Genomic DNA, 17,548 nt, shown 5'->3' with positions numbered 1-17,548 from the left:
GTTAAATTATTAGCTCTTCCCACCTCTTGACGGATTTTAATTTAATCTATTTCTATTATACCAGAAAAATTGTTTAGTCAAAATAAAAAATCCCAAATTAGTTTGGGATTTGGCTCTTTCGCAGTTAGGAGATGATAAGAAAGCAGAACGACCGTATCTCCCGCCAAAGAGGCGGGGGATTTCTCCCTAGAAAGGAGGTGTTCCATCCGCACGTTCCCGTACGGATACCTTGTTACGACTTCGTCCCGGTCACCTTGCCTACCTTGGTCCGCGATAAGGCGGACATCCGGTATTCAAGACTTCCATGACGTGACGGGCGGTGTGTACAAGAGACGAGAACGTATTCACCGCCACATGGCTGATTGGCGGTTACTAGTGATTCCAGCTTCATGAGGGCGAGTTTCAGCCCTCAATCCGAACTGGGGTCGGCTTTGATGGGATTAGCTTCACCTTGCGGTTTTGCATCCCGTTGTACCGACCATTGTAGCATGTGTGTCGCCCAGAACATAAGGGCCACGCTGACTTGACGTCATCCTCACCTTCCTCCACATTAACTGCGGCAGTCTCCTGTAAGACATATAATACAGGACAAGGGTTGCGCTCGTTTCCCGACTTAACGGAACAGCTCACGCCACGAGCTGACGACAGCCGTGCAGCACCTGTCTTGGCGTTCCCTTGCGGGCACCCCCGCATTTCTGCGGGGTTCGCCAGATGTCAAGTCCTGGTAAGGTTCCTCGCTTGTCGTCGAATTAAACCACATGCTCCACCACTTGTGCGTCTCCCCGTCAATTCCTTTGAGTTTTAGCCTTGCGGCCGTACTCCCCAGGCGGCTGGCTTAACGCGTAAGCTTCGATACTTTCGGGGTCGATGCCGAAAATATCTAGCCAGCATAGTTTACGGCGTGGACTACAGGGGTATCTAATCCCTTTCGCTCCCCACGCTTTCGTGCCTCAGTGTCAGGGAATTCCTAGCAAACTGCCTTCGCCATTGGTGTTCCTTACGATATCAACGGATTTCACTCCTACACCGTAAGTTCCGTTTGCCTCGAAAATCCTCAATTCTAATAGTTTTTTTGACGGTTCCCGAGTTAAGCTCGGAGATTTAATCAAAAACTTATTAAAACACCTACGCACTCTTTACGCCCAATAAATCCGGATAACGCTCGCACCCTACGTATTACCGCGACTGCTGGCACGTAGTTAGTCGGTGCTTTCGCTAGGTACTGTCAAGATTTCATCCCTAGCTATCGAAGTTTACACCCCGAGGGGCTTCATCCTTCACGCGGCGTCGCTGCGTCAGACTTTCGTCCATTGCGCAATATTCCTCACTGCTGCCTCCCGTAGGAGTCTGGGCCGTGTCTCAGTCCCAGTGTGCCCGTTCACCCTCTCGAGCCGGATATTCGTCATCGCCTTGGTAGGCCATTACCCTACCAACAAGCTGATAAACCGCGGGCCCCTTTCCACCCAATAAATCTTTATTCCGAGAAAGTTTCATTCTCGGAAACTATCGACTATTAGTCCGCCTTTCGGCAAATTATCGTCGTGGTGGAAGTAGGTTGCCCACGTGTTACTCACCCGTTCGCCCCCCGCCGTGAGGCGGGGCTGACTTGCATGAGTTAAGCACGCCGCCAGCGTTTATCCTGAGCCAGGATCAAACTCTCAAAAAATTTTATTACTCGAAATTAAACCCTCGAGTAGGGTATTTTGTACATAACGCTGCTTCTTATCATTTCCTAACTGTTAAAGAACTAAAGTCAAGAAAAATCTGCCAAGGCTGATAATAGCAGATTTGAAATTTTCCGTCAACGACGGATCCACCCTTCGTGGCTAAGATTAAATTTTATGCTTTAATCTTTACAGCCTCCTATCTGCATTCATTGTAATACAGATAAAACTGGCTGTCAAGCCCTATTTCTGGATATTATTGAACTAATAAATATCAATTTAGAAAATCTTGTCAATCACGCCATAATCTTTGGCTTCTTTGGCATCCAAGAAGAAATCGCGATCAGTATCTTTTTCAATTTTCGCAAAAGGTTGCCCGGTATGCTTTTCCAAAATTTTGTTTACCGCTTCTTTGACACGCAAAATTTCCCGAGTGCGAATTTCAATATCCTTGGCTGGTCCTTCGGTGCCACCCATCACTTGATGCATCATAATCCGAGATGATGGTAAAGCAAATCTTTTTCCTTTGGCACCCGCCGCCAACAAAATTGAAGCTGCCGAGGCGGCTTGACCAATACAAATTGTGGAAACGTCAGGTTTGATATACTGCATCGTATCATAGATTGCCAAACCTGCGGTTGCCACCCCGCCTGGCGAATTAATATACAACTGAATGTCTTTTTTGGGATCTTCGGCTTCCAAAAATAACAATTGGGCAATAATCAAATTACCGACATTATCATCAATTGGACCGCCCAAAAAAATGACGCGGTCTTTCAAAAGCCTGGAAAAAATATCAAAAGCTCTTTCGCCATAGGCTGATTTTTCAATCACCATCGGCACGAGCTGATTTGTAATTCTTTTTTTATCCATTCTTCCTCCCGAAAAATTTAAATTTTTAAATTTAAAATCCATTTGGCATTTAAACTTTGAGCTTTGAGCTTTGACATTAATTATATTATACCATTATTTTGAAGCTAAATCAACCAAAAAATTCAAAACATTGGCAGTTTCCAAATGTCTTTCAATTTGCGCTTTGGCTGGTTCTTCGTCTTCAGTTTTATATCCGGATCGCGACAGAATTTCCCATTCGCGATCAACATCTTTTTGGCTCACTTTAATTTTTTCAATATCTCGAATTTTCGCCAAAATTAGACTAATTTTGATTCTTTGCTGTGCTTGCTTTTCTAATTCGCTCACTAATTCAGATTCCTTTTTGCCAATGCTTGATAAATAATCAGCAAAGTTTAAACCTTTAGATTCAATATCTTCTCGCAAATGATGCATTTCGTGAAGCTGTTCTTTTTCCACCAAACTTCGCGGAATTTCAATTTCGGTTTTTTCGGCAATTTTAGTCACCACTTCTTGTTGTGCAGCCCGATCTACCTCGAGCTCGGTGCGTTTTTTAAGCGATGCCAATAATTCCTTTTTCATTTCCACCAATGGTTTTTTGGCAACTTTTTGGGCAAATTTTTCATCAATTTGTGGTAAAACTACATCCCAAACTTCATTTATCGTCACTTTAAAATTTATAGTTTTTCCCGCCAATATTTGGTCCCGTAATTTAGTCGGCATTTTCAGTTCAAATTCACGAGTCTCCCCCTTTTTCGCACCGACTAATTTATCTTCAAAACCCGGGATAAAGCCACCTTGCCCCAAAATCAAGGGATGGTTTTTACTGGCTAATTGTTCAACTTTGACGCTTTTTAAATATCCGTCAAAATTAATTTCAATTTTGTCACCTTTTTGGGCTGAATCCTTTTTATGTTCGTATTCGGCATATGATTTTTGCAAATCTTCAAGTGATTTTTGAAGTTCTTTTTCGCCAACCTTCACGGTTTTTTTAGTAATTTTAATCTTTTTATAATCTGGCAATTTAAATTCCGAAATAATATCCACAATCGCGGTGTATGCTAAGGGTTTACCTTCATCATATTTGTCAATTTTGATTTCCGGATCAGAAACTGGCGTTAATTTTTCTTTTTTCACCGCTTCAAAATATGTTTTTGGTAAACAAATTTCCAAAGCTTCTTGAAAAATTTTATCTTCACCAATTTTAGCGCGAATTAAATTTTGAGGCGCTTTCCCGGGACGAAACCCCTTCAAGTCGGTCGAATCTGATAATCTCAAAAATGCTTGTTCGGAAAAAGGCGCAAATTCTTTAGTCGATAAAGTAATTTGCAGTTTAACTTGGCTGTTGGGTAATTTTTCTGATTTTATTTCCATATTTATTTCTCCTTTTAAATTATTTTATCATTTTACGGCTTCAAAAACAAGACCAAAAAAGAAAAAAGGGCTAAGACCCAAAAAATGAGCCCAAGCCCCAAGTAATTTAAATTATGTTTTCCAGACCTGTAAACCGGTAAAGTCGAACCTAAATGGTAATAATTGAATGCCCTTTTCCCTCAACGCCTTTTCAAGTTGATATTCTTTGCCTTCTTCAGCAAGCAGAATAGCAGATCCGCCGCCGCCAGCACCATTGGTATCAAAAGCAATTGCTCCGTTTTCAAAGGCTACCTCACTCACCCAATCAATCTGCCGTGTATTAATCCCGTAACATCCAGGAGGAACTAATTTATTTTGAGATCTCCAGTTTTGGTTGATAGCCCAAGTAATTAAGTTTATATCTCCATTCTGCAGAGCCTGATACATTCTTTGACCATTTTCCTTTAATTCCGAAAATGCTTGTACTGATCGATCGTGACCAGAAGCAAAATTATTCAAAATCTTACCATGTTGCTTGTTAGAACTTCTTGGCCCAAAATAAACCAAAAGCATTCGGCTTTCCAGCTCAGGGATTAAACCTTCAGGGGGCGTAATTGGCGTGAGGTTAACCTCGGGATAGTCAATCTCCATCATATTCCAACCGCCAAAAGCGGCTGCCCACTGATCCTGAACACCGCACAAGAGTTTAAGTTCTTCAGTTTCCAATTTTTGCGCCAAGGCGGCAATTTTTGACTTATCAATTGGTAATCCCCTCATCAAATGAATCGCCCCTAACAAAGCCACTGCTACCGATGCTGAAGTCCCAACTCCACAACCTGGCGGTGCATCAGCCTTTATCCGAACCGTTAGACCTTGGTTAATACCCATTCGTTTCAAAGCCGCTCGGAGAAGATTCAGGGTTCCATCATATTCAATTCTTCGATAGTCCTCAATATAGTCTTTGGTACCGAGATTTTCAGAAATAATCATTAAGCCATCAGACCCGTTAGGTTCGACCGCAACCTGGCTATACAAACTTACCGCCATTGAAGTCACACAACCGCCACCTAATTTTTTGCACAATTCAATGTCAGTCCAACCACCCATATCACAAATTCGAACTGGTGCACGAGCTTTGTATATCAACAACAACACCTCCTGAACAAGGATAGTGTTATTTTACCAAAAAAATAAATTGTGTCAAATAGAACTATTCTAACATTTCAACTGCAGGCAGTCTTTTGCCAGCTAAAAATTCTAAAGCCGCACCACCACCTGTTGAAACAAAATCAAATTTATTTAAAAACCCAGCGGAATTTACAGCCAAAATTGTGTCTCCGCCAGCTAATATTTTTTCAGCTTTACTTTTTATCGCCATCTCTGCCACTAATTTGGTGCCCTTAGCAAATTCCGGGACCTCGCAAATTCCCAAACTTCCGTTCCAAAAAATGGTCCCAGCTTCGGCTATTTTCGGCTGAATCATTTCAATAGTTTTCATCCCCAGATCAACTATATAATCATCATTTTTAACTTCATTTCTGGCAATATCGCGCAATTCTTTCGCCTTGCTTGTGTCTTTGGAAACCACCACATCTTGTGGGATAAAAATATCTTTTTTGGGATCGTCCAAAATCATATTGGAAATTATCGCCGCCTCAGATTTTAATTCAGGTTCAATTAATGATTTTCCGACTGAAATTTCTTTAGACGCCAAAAAAGTATTTGCGATCGCGCCGCCCACCATAAAAGTGTCAACTTTGCCAAATAAATTTTTCATCACCGGCAACTTATCCGCAATTTTTGCTCCACCTAAAATCAAAACAAAGGGTTTGGGAGGATCAACCAATAAATGATTTAATTTTTCTAATTCCAACAACAACAGAAATCCCGCAAATGACGGCATAATTTTCGCCAATCCCGTACACGATGCTGATTCTCGATGTGCCGCCCCAAAAGCATCAAAAACAAAAATATCACCTAATTGGGCTAATTTTTTGACAAAAACCGGGTCACTCGCTTCTTCTTCTGGATAAAATCTGATATTTTCCAATAAGGTGATTTTAGGAGATATTTCAAAAGCAGGGAAACTATCAATTTCGGTTTTTTTAATTCCACCTTTAGCGCCAATAATTTTTTGAAAACTCTCAGCCACTGGCATGAGCGAATATTTTGGGACAACTTTGCCTTCTGGTCGACCTAAATGTGAAATTAAAATAATTTGTGAAGCTCCCTCGTTAATTAAATAATCAATCGTTGGCGTGTCCGCTTTTAAGCGAAATTCTTCTTTGACTTTTCCATTTTCAATTGGCACATTAAAATCAACACGCATTAATATTTTTTTATTCTTAACATCGACTTGTTGTAATGTTTTCATTTTTTTACCTCAAATCCATTATATAATAGGAAACCAAAAAACAAAATATTGACATTAAGGACACCTATGATATACTAATTTTAGTTTTATGGCTACTGCGACCCGAAAAAGGGGGACTATACCTTGAGAATCCCGGAAAAAGCAAGAAAACGAAGAGCCAATCTTCTCCAGGATATTCGAACTTTACAATCGACAGGTATTGGAACTCCCGGAATTAGACGATCAAGAAACGCACCTCGAAGCATTTGTGATATTCCAAAAACCAAACCGATTTACACCTGGCATGAGATGGTCAATCTTGCAAAATCATTGATGACTCGAACAACCCTTCACACCTTCCCAACATCCACTCCCGAAGAACGCGAACAACAGATAATTTGGGAATTGATTCTGGGAATTCTTGAAATCCTTGAACCACAACACGTACAATCTCTCGCAGAATTGCATCATCGTCTCGAATTGATTACACAGAAAGTTGATAAAGCCCAAAGGAATTTAATTGAGATCCAAAAAGGACAAGAAACCGCTCGAATGATAGAAGCTTTCCATAACAAAAAAGGATCCTAAGATCTCATTATTTAAGCTTTTTATCGAATTCCATTAATCCCGTCTGCTGGTATAAGCAAAATAATTCCATTATTTTCATCATTCTTACCAGCAGCTTTTTTTATTCTCCTTAATTTTTGTATTTTTGTATTGATTTTTGTATTTCGTAGAAAATTGTAAATAATATTGACAAAATATATATTATATGCTATAATAAAGCTACTTCACCACTATGGTGAATGGTACGCTTTAGCGTACCTATCTCGCACTATGCGAGGTGTATCAAATGTCACTCCGACCGTTTCCGTTGGGCTACAGGATCGCACTTGAGGTGGCATCGGAGATGATCTGCATTCATCTCCCCGACTGGCCGCTTCTTCCACTCCTCAATATTTTCCGTATAGATTGGGGAGGGGTCGAGCAAGAAACCTCCAGCTCCATCATTATAAGGGAGGCCCCTACTCCAATCGCCCGGACCAAGAGAGATGTCCGGATGGCTTTACGGGATGAGTCGACTGGTGAAGAAGCCACTCTCAACCTTACGGTTTACTCCGGCTGGTGCACGGTCGAAAAACCGTCGGGTTCTGACGATCTGCGGACAGGGGAATTCGAAAGAGTATGGAACGGCACAGCAAGACTGACCCGAGCGTCTGTAACGATCACGAAACAGTGGTCTACTGACAGTTGGACGCTCGATTTCTTCGACTAACACCTACACCCAGATCCAAACCGCGAGACCTGTTGGGTTCACTCCCAACAATGCCCCTTTGGGGCAGCGGTATATAAATCGGTCTCTTTTCTTTTTACTCAAAGATTTTTTCTGATATAATAAGGATAGGTAAAAAATCCTAAATCCTAATTTCTAAACTCTAAACAATATCTAAATATTAAATTTTAATTTCTAAATTTGTTTGGATTATTAGAATTTAAAAATTTGAATTTGATTAGGATTTAGTGCTTAGTATTTAGAAATTCCCCGCCCTGGCGGGATAAGGAGTGGGTTGGCTAAGATTATTCGGCGTTCTCAGGTGCCAAAATTATTAGATTGGCTCGAAAAAAAATATTTAGTAATTGCCCCTATTAAAAAAGAGGCTCAATTTGTGTTTGAATTGATAAATCCTCACTATGGTCGACCTTCGCAAATCCCCAAAATCGCCTTAGATTACCCCACCACGATGTTGCCACCAAATAAAATCGCCCTAATGCCACCCAAAGAGTTAATGCTAGATTTCACAAAACCCAAAAATCGCGCCACCATCGACCAATTACCTACTCAAGTGTTGTTTGGCGTTCATGATTATGATATTCAGGCAATCAATATTTTAGATAAAGTCATGTCTAAACCTACTGAAGATTTTTATTATCTTTCCCGCCGCCAAAGAACGATTATTATCGGCATCGAAAATCAACGCACTCCGCTTCATTTCGACCACTATTTCCCTTTTGAATTAAAAGGTGGTTTTGATTTATTTTTAAGTCAAATGAAAGGTTTTTTTATCGTTACTGTCGGTTCAAAAATTGGCGAGAAATTAGTTGAATTGCCCTTTTTTGAAGATTCGAGTTGGAAAATTAAACGAGTCAAAGATTTCGAACCAGATTTTGTCTTTTCTCCCAAAACCGCCAAAATCATCGAAGAAAATAAAGACAGCCAAGTCTGGGACAAACTTGCCAAAATCTGCCTTGGCTGCGGAGTTTGTTCATATGTCTGCCCATTATGCTATTGTTTTGAAACTTCAGACGAGATCGGCCTTGATAACCGCCAAAAATGCCGATATCGTCGTTGGGATGCTTGTTTTTTAGCGGATTTTTGGACAATTGCCAACAAGAATTGCACCAAACCGAAATTGCGCGATCGGATTTATAATTGGTATCATCATAAATTTGTGAGAATGCCCGAAGAATATGACCATCCAGGTTGTGTTGGTTGTGGCAGATGCCTTGCCCAATGCCCAGCCAAAATTAATTTTCGAGAAGTCTTAGAAGAATTAATTAAAAATAGCAGAAAACCTGCGAGTTAAAATGAAAAAAATTACCAATCAATATTTAGGCAATAGGGCCAAATTAATTTCCATCAAAAAACAAGCAGAGGGAATTAATCTTTATACTTTCAATCTGCCAGGTTTTAGCTTTATTCCCGGTCAATTTGTCATGTTAAGCCTGCCAGGTTTTGGCGAAGCGCCTTTTGCTCCCTGCTCGGACCCGGCAAAATCTAACCAATTCCAACTATCAATTCGAAGGGTTGGGATCGTCACCACCGCTTTAGAAAAACTTCAAAAATATGATTTTGTTGATATTCGTGGACCATTCGGCAATGGCTTTCCGCTCAAAAAATTATCCAAAAAAGACTTGATATTAGTCGCTGGCGGTATGGGAATTGCACCCTTAGCATCATTAATTGAGTTTTTACTCAGAAATCGACGCAGTTTTAATCAAATTTATTTATTATACGGTGCAAAAACCACTTCGCAGCTACTATTTCGAAATCATTATACAAAATGGCAGAAAAAAATAAATATAGAACTTTGCGTTGAAGAAAAAGATGCTAACTGGGAAGGCAAGACTGGTTTTGTGACTGGATTATGCCATCGCGACCAAATCAAAGTCAACCCTCAAAACACCGCGGTAGTAATGTGCGGACCAGTCCTAATGTATCAAAACAACGCTGAGGCTTTAGCAAAATTAGATATAAAACCTGAGCAAATTTTAGTTTCCATGGAAGCGAAAATGAAATGCGGGGTAGGTAAGTGTCAACACTGCACCCTGGGCAAAAAGTATACTTGTTTAGATGGACCAGTTTTTCAATATAGCGAAATCGCGAATGATTTTTAGGGTAATTTATTTAATAATCTTTTGAGGTTTAAATGCTGAACAATATTAAGGTAGGAATTTTCGATCTAACTGATTGCGAAGGTTGCGAATTAGAAATGCTTAATTTTCGAGAAAAGTTTTCAGATTTATTAGAAAAAATTCAAATTATTAATTGGCGCTTAGCGCAAGATAATAAAAAATGGGGTGAAGTTAATCTCGCGGTCGTGGAGGGTACCCCTGCTTGGAACCTATCTCAAAATGATGATGAATGGGAAGAGATGGATTTTGCTTTAATTGAAGGTACGCCCATTAAAAATGAGGAGGTTGCACTTTTAAAAACAATCCGAAAGCATGCTAAAAATGCGATTGCCTTAGGCACTTGCGCTTGTTCTGGCGGCATACCCGCCTTATTAGATCCTCAAAAAAGAGCCTCGGCTTTTGCCAAAGTTTATCCTGGCCTAAAATATGATTCCTTGCCCGCAAAACCTATTTCAGATTATATTAAAATCGATGGGGTGATTTGGGGCTGTCCAGTAAATTTTTCAGATTTAGAGAAATTATTTACAGACGCGATTACTGGAAAAATATTCACCAATAAAAAATATCCGGTTTGTCTCCCCTGCCGTGCCAGACAAAATCAATGCTTACTCTTAAAAGGCAAACCATGTTTAGGACCAATCACTGCCGCCGGTTGTAATGCTGTTTGCCCATCTCACGGCGCCTCTTGCTTCGGTTGTTTGGGTCCTATAGATGATGCAAATTTTGAGGCGGAAAAAAATCGCCTTAAAAAAATTGGGCTCACCGACGTAGAAATTAAAAATCAATTCAATACGGTTTGGAGGAATATTTAATCAAGGGGGCAAATGAAACCTATATATTCTGAATATATCACTAAAATTGAAGGTCACGGCTTGTTGTATTTTGATTTTGCTAAAAACAAAGCTAATTTTGAAGTTGCTGAAGGCGAACGGCTTTTTGAACAGTTGGTCTTGGGCCGAACTCCAGAAGAAATTCCTTTTTTGGTAGCTCGTATTTGCGGTGTTTGTCCAACTGCTCATCATTTAGCTGCCATTAAAGCGATGGAGAAAATTTTTAAAATTGAACCTACTGAAACCACAGTGCTTTTGCGCAAATTACTTATTGTGGCACAAATTATTCAAAGTCATAATCTGCATTTATATTTTTTGGTTTTGCCAGATTATTTAAATTTAAAGGCTGGCCAAATTCTTGCCAATTCATATCCTGACGAATTTCACATTGCGATTAACCTAAAAAGGATGGCGGATAAAATTTTAGAAACCGTTGGCGGTCGCTCAATTCACCCTGTAAACCCCGTTATTGATGGTTTTTCCAAATCTGTCACCCATCATCAGCTTTCTGAACTTCAATTTGATCTCGAAAATGTTGTCGATGATGCCAAATATACGATTGATCTTTTTTCGAAAATAAAATTTCCGATTATAAAAAATCCAACTCAATATTTAGCTTTAAAATCTAAAGATGAATATGAGGTTTACGACGGACCCGTCACCTCAAATAAAAATATTGATTTTGATGCAAATTCATACCAATCGGAGTTTACCGAAGAAATTTTCAAAAATTCCAAAGCCAAATTAGCTTATTGGCGGAAAAATCCGGTCATGACCGGGGCGATTGCTCGTTTGAATTTAGGCTATCAATTCTTAAATCCTCAAGCTCGAGCTAAATTAGATGCTCTTGATTTTCAAATTGGCAGTTTCAATACTTTTGACAACATCTTAGCCCAAACGATTGAAATTTTACACTTAATTGAAGAAGCTATTAAGCTCACCTCAATTTTGCAAAAAAAGAAATTAAATATTGAACCCGAACCATACAAAACCCGCGAATCACATGGGGTTGCTGCTATTGAAGCTCCCCGCGGCACTCTTTATCATTATTATGAAGTCGGCGCCAATGGTAAAATTGCCAAAGCTGATATTATTACTCCCACCAACCAAATGCTAACCAACATTGAGAAAGATGTCGAAATTTTAGTGGCAGATATTAAAAAATCTAAATCCAACGCTAAACCCGAAGAAATTAAAGCCCAAATTGAAACTTTAATCCGCGCCTATGATCCGTGCTTGACTTGTTCGGCACACTAAATAATTATAAAATAAGAACCCCTCGCTTCGCTCGAGAACCTTGTTACGTGCTTGCACTACCCCTTCGGGGCTGCGGCTTCGCCTTGCAAGCGATGCAATAAAAAAATCGCCTGCGATTTACCCCTTAAAATTACAGGCGAAGAATTTGATCACGATTTTGGCGATAATCTTTTTTGCGTCCATTCAGTCAGATCCCGACTAAATACATTATGATAATCAATCTTAACTGTTTTTTTGCCCCTTGATAATGTTTTCAATAGTTTAAGAAGGTTATTATCTGTGACTTGTCCGGATGAGATGCTTCGTGGAAATTCCAGGTTGCACAAGAATGCAGAAGCAAAATGAACTGCCACATAATCACCTTCACAAGCATCATCAGGTAATACCACGCCATATAACGAAATAGCAATGTCCCTTTCGATAGTGTTTCTTCCGAAAGAACCATGATCAAAATAAAAATAATCTATCATCACCCAATTTCTTCCTCTTTCGACAATTTTACCAATTTTACCAAGACAAGAAAAAAGATATTCGGGCAAATTCTCAGGTGTAACCACAAAGCGATTTTCACGCATTTGACGAAAGTAATCATCCTCGAAACCCCGTTCAAAAAATATTTTCTCAGCAGCTTGAACCATCGACATATGATCAAAACAATACGCCTCGGCAATATCAGCACTCCGTAAGGAATATTTATTGTTCTGAACCGCATAGCTTGCCAAAAATGTATCTGGTCCCATTTCACCAAAAAGAACAGCAATTTCCTTTAACGACATTGAGCGTGTTTGTTTTAGCAATGGTCTCAAATCACCTGCCGGGCTACAATTTGGACCGCCCAAATTCGCTCTCGCCAATCCTCGCACGGCGCCAACCGAAAGATTAGGAATCCTATTCTCTTGCATGAACAACACCTCCTGCAGCGATATGATTTTCAGGATGTTGATGATGGCATTCGGCTGACAGGGCGATAATTTTTAAAGCCTCCTCTTTTTCTAATTTGTTAATTCCTAAATCGGCATGAACTAAAATATAATCACCTTTATGCAAATTAGGCACTAAAGAAACATCAATTTTTTTTCCACCTTCAACGACCGCAAAATTGTTCAAAATTTTTTTAACCTGAACTGGTGTTGCCAAACACATAAGTTCTCCCTTCGGTCGAAAATCCTAATTTCTAATATCTAATTTCCAAATAAATCCCAAAGCCTAATTTTCCAATTTTTTAAACATATTTATTATTGCTAATTTGTGATTTGTTTAGGATTTATGATTTGGGATTTGGGATTTCGAATTTTATTCTATTTATGCGCGTCCAACCATTTTATAAGCGCGTCTTTTTCCATAAAACCAGCGTTGCGTTCGCCGTTTTTAGCCACAAATGTCGGGGTTCCTTCTATATTATATTTTGAAGCCAAAGATCGATCCGTCCCAATATTCATTGGCTTTACTTTATAGCCTAAAGGTGCAATCTCTTCAAAAACTTTCGATTCTTCAATGCACCAACGACATTCATCAGAATAAAAATACATTACATTCGCATTATCATCAAAATATGATTTAGAGGTATCGGTCGTGGTAGTTTCTGATTGTTCGGAATTGTTTCCTAAAACTTTTTCGCCATTAGAATTTTTAGCTATAAGCCAAATTCCGATAGCTATTCCCACCACCACTATTAGGGCCACTAAACCGAAGTGCCACTTTTCCCATCTCATAATATTCGCCTTTCTATTTGATTATGTTTTAATTCGACTCACATTTTTACATATTTCAATAAATTCTTCGGCTTTAAGGCTCGCACCGCCAATTAACAAACCATCAATTTCTGATTCGGCAACGAATTTATTGGCATTGTCATTTGTAACGCTCCCGCCATACAAGATTCTAATTTTTTTGGCAATATCTCGGCTGTATAGACTATCTAACATTAAACGTATTTGCATGCAGATTTTATTTGCATACCCGGCAGAAGCGGGATTTGCTGTCCCAATTGCCCAAACCGGTTCATACGCAAAAATTACTTTTTCCGCTTCTTCAGGTGAAATTCCCGACATCGATGATTCAACTTGTTCCAAAACTGTATCAATTTCTCCTTTTCTCCAAGCTTCAACACTTTCCCCAACGCAAATTATTGGTAAAACTCCGGCTTCCAAGATGCTTTTGACTTTTTCATTAACCTGCTCATTCGTATCGCCAAAAAGTTCACGTCTTTCTGAATGACCACAAATAATAAAATCGACAATTCCTTTCAATTGCGAAACCGAAACTTCACCCGTAAAAGCACCTTTAGTTTCCCAATAAGCATTTTGGGCACCAATTTTTACCACCGTGTCCTTGAAAATTTTTTCAATTTCCAATAAATATAAATAAGAAGGACAAATTACAATCTCAGCAGTACTTAAGCTCACCAAGCTATCTTTTATGTGATTTGCCAATTTAATGGCTTCGTCGTGGTTTAGGTTCATTTTCCAATTTGCAACCACCGTTGTTTTTCTTTTCACTTCTTACTCCTTTTAGACATTTTCAATGTTTCTTTTTTTAAGATATTTTTTGGTCTATTTTTAACTTGGGTCTCCTTTATTTTTGGTTTTGATTTTTGTTTAACTTGTTTTTTAGCTTTAATTTTGGCTTTAACTTTTGTTTTAGTTTTGCGATCTGACTTAGAAGCTGGTTTATAATTTATTTTGGGTTGAATCTTAAAATGGTTATGATTAACATTATCTTTAATTTCCAGACGTTGTCGAAGCAACTCATTTAAATATCCCTCCAATTCTACAAAATTAATTTCACCAACAAATCTTTGGATTTCTTCACCTTTATCACAAACTATAATAGTGGGAATGGTTAAAATATTAAACCTTGAAGAAATTCTCGGACTCTGATCGGTATTCATCCGGTACAACATAAGCTGACCCTGATATTTTTCCATAATATCCTGTAAAATTTCCAACAATTCACGGCCATCTCGAGACCAAGCATTAGTAAAATAAATCAAAACCGGTAACTCATTTTCCGCGATCTCTAAATCAAAATTTGCATCAGTTGCCTGTTCTAAGTCACCCATCTTCCCCCCTTAATTAAAATTAACAACCTTATTATATCAAAATTTACAAAATATCCCAATAAATTTTCATAATTTCACGAGCTAATTTATAACTATCATGGTATAAAGCGTTTTCCAAATTAATAATGTTGGCTTTTTTAATCTTGTATCTTCCAATTATTTTTTCTACACATGAAATGTTGCAAACTTCACCCATTTCACCCGCTTTTCGGCTTCGTTTTAAAATCTTACTATTTATCAGACAAATGTCAAATATTTTTGAATCTGCGTGTGAAACAATTGCCTGAATATGATCTTTAACACTAAACCCCTCAGTTTCACCGCGTTCAGTTGAAACATTACAAATAAAAATTTTTAACGCTAATGAGTCAGAAACGCTTTTTGTAATTTCCCGAAATAGAAAATTAGGAATAATACTGGTATACAAACTACCAGGACCAATTATTATTAAATCTGCTTCCCTAATTGCCATCACCGCTTCTCTGTTTGCGCGAGCTTTTCTGGGCACAAAAAAGACTTTTTTAATCGGGGATTTATGCCCCGCAAGAGACATTTCGCTTTCACCAATCACTTTTTTACGATTGGCGAGTCTGGCCCCTAATTGAATTTGCTCTAAGGTCACCGGTAATACCCGACCCTTAATATCTAAAATCTGGCTCATCAATTTCACCGCTTTTCGAAAATCTCCAGACATTTCCGTCAATCCCGCCAATAATAAATTCCCTAAAGAATGACCATTAAGATGCTGGCCTTTTTTAAAACGAAAATTGAACAATTCCGATAGTAAAGATTCTTGAGATGAAAGTGCGACCAAACATTGACGAATATCACCCGGCGGTAACATTTTTAAATCTTCTCGTAATTTTCCAGAGCTTCGACCGTTGTCGGTCATACAAACCACCGCCGATATTGAATCAGAATAATTCTTTAAACCACGCAAAAGCGTCGCTAACCCCGAACCTCCACCAATCACGACAATATTTGGTCCTCTCATTTTTATAACTCCCAGCATTAGCTAATCTTCAAATAATTTTTTAGATCTTAAAAGTCGATGGTATTTAATCGCAAAACGATGCGCTTCATCGCGAATTCGCTGAATTAATTTTTTATCCTGTAAAATTTTTTTACCGGCAAAAAAGAGTAAATCTCTTTTTCTTTTTGGACCCTTAGCGATAGATATAATAGGAATATTGAAATTCGTTTTTTCTAAAATAATTTTTCGCGCGATATTCAATTGACCGACACCACCATCAATGATGACTAAATTCGGCTCAGGCCATTCGTGGTGCTTAAATCTTCTTTTTAAAATCTCGGCGAGCATTTCGTAATCAGAAATTTTCTGAACGGTTTTAATTTTAAATTGACGGTATTGGCTTTTATCTGGCTCTCCGTCAACAAAAACTACCATTGAACCCGTCGCCTCTTTTCCCATTATATTAGAAATATCATAACATTCAATCTTTTTCGGGATTTTTTCGTCTGTTTGTGCCGTCGCCAACCAAATTATTGCCAAGTGCCGCAAAGCTATTAGTTTATCCCGAGCAATTCGTGCTTTTTCAAAATCTAATTTTTTGGCTGCCTTTTCCATTTCTTTTTCTAGTTTTAAAATTACCTCTTTTTTCCGGCCTTTTAGAAATAAAATTAATTGTCGAATATTTTTTTGATATTCAGCGCGGGAAATTTTACCCTCACAGGGTCCTTCGCAACGACCCAAATGATACCAAAGACAAACTTTATTGGGCATCCGCTGGCAGTTTCGGGTTGGGAAAATTTTTCGAAATAATTTCACCGCAGTTTTTAAATCCCGAGCTGAGGTGTATGGTCCAAAATATTCCGCCTCAACTTTATTAAGATCACCTTTTCTGGCGAAAAAAACGCGCGGAAAATCTTCTTTTCGGGTGATGCCTAAATATAAATAACTTTTATCATCGCGCAGCCTGATATTATATTTTGGCTTAAACCTTTTAATCATCTCTGCTTCTAAAATCAACGCTTCAATTTCCGAATCAGTCTTAACCCAACTAATTTTTACCAATTGCGAAACCATTAATTTAATGCGAGCTTCCAATTGGGCTGATTTGGCAAAATATGATGAAACCCGGTCTTTTAGAATTTGCGCTTTTCCAACATACAAAATATCGCCTTTTTGGTTTTTAAAAAAATAGACCCCAGGCTTTTTGGGCACAAGTTTCAGTTGTTTTGAAATTATTTTAATCATTTAAAAATCACCTCGCGGTTTCTGCCAGACTCCTTTGCTTGGTATAAGGCAGAGTCGGCATTTTTAATCAAATCTTCGATTGAATATTTTTCCATATCTTGGCAAATACCCGCTGAAATGGTAATTTTTAAATTATCTTTTATCAATTTTCGCCACCGTTTGCTAATCTTAAGGGCAATTTCGTCATTAGTATTAGTTAAAATAACGGCAAATTCCTCACCACCATATCGACAAATAATGTCACTTTTTCGGGAATGTTTTTTAAGCAATGCCACTAAATTATTCAATAAATCATCGCCAGCACGATGACCAAAAGTGTCATTATATTTTTTAAAATAATCGATGTCTATTAACATTAAACACATAAATTGATTTGGATTTCTCGAAACCTGAGCATGTTCAATTTTGATAATATCTTCCAAAAATGTTCTTGAAAATGCGCCGGTCACATCCTTATCTGCGCGCCTTTTATAAAAAATCGCTAAATTATAAAGCTTCCCCAAATATTCTTGGAGTTTAATTTTTTTCGCCAGATATTGTTTTTTT

The 17,548-nt window shown here is 38.5% G+C and carries 17 protein-coding genes and 1 rRNA gene; 5 read left to right on the top strand and 13 right to left on the bottom strand.

Annotation, left to right across the window (positions count from 1 at the left end; translation table 11 throughout):
- Nucleotides 1-190 precede the first annotated feature (190 nt).
- The 5 genes from VJJ80_00090 to VJJ80_00070 all read right to left on the bottom strand — a co-directional run bounded on the left by VJJ80_00090 (nt 191) and on the right by VJJ80_00070 (nt 6,243).
- Nucleotides 191-1,666 (bottom strand): 16S ribosomal RNA (locus tag VJJ80_00090).
- Nucleotides 1,667-1,943: 277 nt separating this feature from the next.
- Nucleotides 1,944-2,537: an ATP-dependent Clp endopeptidase proteolytic subunit ClpP gene (gene clpP / locus VJJ80_00085; protein HLC38522.1), complete on the bottom strand. Its 594-nt coding sequence runs from the start codon at nt 2,535-2,537 to the stop codon at nt 1,944-1,946.
- A gap of 93 nt (nt 2,538-2,630) precedes the next feature.
- On the bottom strand, nt 2,631-3,890 hold the full coding sequence (gene tig, locus VJJ80_00080) for a trigger factor (protein ID HLC38521.1): 1,260 nt from the start codon (nt 3,888-3,890) through the stop codon (nt 2,631-2,633).
- A 111-nt stretch (nt 3,891-4,001) separates the two neighbouring features.
- Entirely contained in the window at nt 4,002-5,021 is a 1,020-nt protein-coding gene (locus VJJ80_00075; GenBank protein HLC38520.1) for a hypothetical protein, read from the bottom strand.
- Nucleotides 5,022-5,079: 58 nt separating this feature from the next.
- The gene (locus VJJ80_00070; GenBank protein ID HLC38519.1) at nt 5,080-6,243 is read right to left on the bottom strand and encodes a phosphoglycerate kinase; all 1,164 of its coding nucleotides are present in this window, start codon (nt 6,241-6,243) and stop codon (nt 5,080-5,082) included.
- A gap of 123 nt (nt 6,244-6,366) precedes the next feature.
- Here VJJ80_00070 and VJJ80_00065 point away from each other — a divergent pair, with 123 nt between their 5' ends.
- From VJJ80_00065 to VJJ80_00045, 5 genes are all read left to right on the top strand, one after another.
- Nucleotides 6,367-6,810, top strand: a complete 444-nt coding sequence (locus tag VJJ80_00065; GenBank protein HLC38518.1) for a hypothetical protein — start codon at nt 6,367-6,369, stop codon at nt 6,808-6,810.
- A 980-nt stretch (nt 6,811-7,790) separates the two neighbouring features.
- A complete protein-coding gene (locus tag VJJ80_00060; GenBank protein ID HLC38517.1) occupies nt 7,791-8,807 on the top strand; it encodes a 4Fe-4S dicluster domain-containing protein in 1,017 nt (338 codons plus the stop codon).
- Between the two features lies 1 nt (nt 8,808).
- Entirely contained in the window at nt 8,809-9,618 is an 810-nt protein-coding gene (locus VJJ80_00055) for an FAD/NAD(P)-binding protein (GenBank protein HLC38516.1), read from the top strand.
- A 32-nt stretch (nt 9,619-9,650) separates the two neighbouring features.
- The gene (locus VJJ80_00050) at nt 9,651-10,448 is read left to right on the top strand and encodes a hypothetical protein (GenBank protein HLC38515.1); all 798 of its coding nucleotides are present in this window, start codon (nt 9,651-9,653) and stop codon (nt 10,446-10,448) included.
- Between the two features lie 12 nt (nt 10,449-10,460).
- The gene (locus VJJ80_00045) at nt 10,461-11,723 is read left to right on the top strand and encodes a Ni/Fe hydrogenase subunit alpha (protein ID HLC38514.1); all 1,263 of its coding nucleotides are present in this window, start codon (nt 10,461-10,463) and stop codon (nt 11,721-11,723) included.
- A gap of 149 nt (nt 11,724-11,872) precedes the next feature.
- Here VJJ80_00045 and VJJ80_00040 read toward each other — a convergent pair whose 3' ends face one another.
- The 8 genes from VJJ80_00040 to VJJ80_00005 form a co-directional block, all read right to left on the bottom strand.
- Nucleotides 11,873-12,625, bottom strand: coding sequence for a hypothetical protein (locus tag VJJ80_00040; GenBank protein ID HLC38513.1), 753 nt, complete (start codon nt 12,623-12,625; stop codon nt 11,873-11,875).
- Entirely contained in the window at nt 12,612-12,866 is a 255-nt protein-coding gene (locus tag VJJ80_00035) for a HypC/HybG/HupF family hydrogenase formation chaperone (GenBank protein ID HLC38512.1), read from the bottom strand. Before VJJ80_00035 ends, VJJ80_00040 begins: the two co-directional genes overlap by 14 nt.
- Nucleotides 12,867-13,021: 155 nt before the next feature.
- Nucleotides 13,022-13,435, bottom strand: a complete 414-nt coding sequence (locus tag VJJ80_00030; GenBank protein ID HLC38511.1) for a thioredoxin family protein — start codon at nt 13,433-13,435, stop codon at nt 13,022-13,024.
- Between the two features lie 21 nt (nt 13,436-13,456).
- A complete protein-coding gene (gene tpiA / locus VJJ80_00025; protein ID HLC38510.1) occupies nt 13,457-14,221 on the bottom strand; it encodes a triose-phosphate isomerase in 765 nt (254 codons plus the stop codon).
- Nucleotides 14,218-14,784 (bottom strand): thioredoxin domain-containing protein, encoded by a 567-nt coding sequence (locus VJJ80_00020; protein HLC38509.1) that lies wholly within the window; start codon nt 14,782-14,784, stop codon nt 14,218-14,220. Before VJJ80_00020 ends, tpiA begins: the two co-directional genes overlap by 4 nt.
- Nucleotides 14,785-14,827: 43 nt before the next feature.
- On the bottom strand, nt 14,828-15,778 hold the full coding sequence (locus VJJ80_00015; protein ID HLC38508.1) for a gluconeogenesis factor YvcK family protein: 951 nt from the start codon (nt 15,776-15,778) through the stop codon (nt 14,828-14,830).
- Between the two features lie 21 nt (nt 15,779-15,799).
- On the bottom strand, nt 15,800-17,002 hold the full coding sequence (locus VJJ80_00010) for an excinuclease ABC subunit UvrC (protein ID HLC38507.1): 1,203 nt from the start codon (nt 17,000-17,002) through the stop codon (nt 15,800-15,802).
- On the bottom strand, nt 16,999-17,548 hold a 550-nt coding region (locus VJJ80_00005), incomplete at its 5' end, for a GGDEF domain-containing protein (GenBank protein ID HLC38506.1). The genes VJJ80_00010 and VJJ80_00005, both read right to left, overlap by 4 nt.

It is taken from the genome of Patescibacteria group bacterium (assembly GCA_035288465.1).
In the GTDB taxonomy this organism is placed as follows: Bacteria; Patescibacteriota; UBA1384; order DATEAH01; family DATEAH01; genus DATEAH01.
This window is presented reverse-complemented; position numbering and strand designations above follow the sequence as displayed.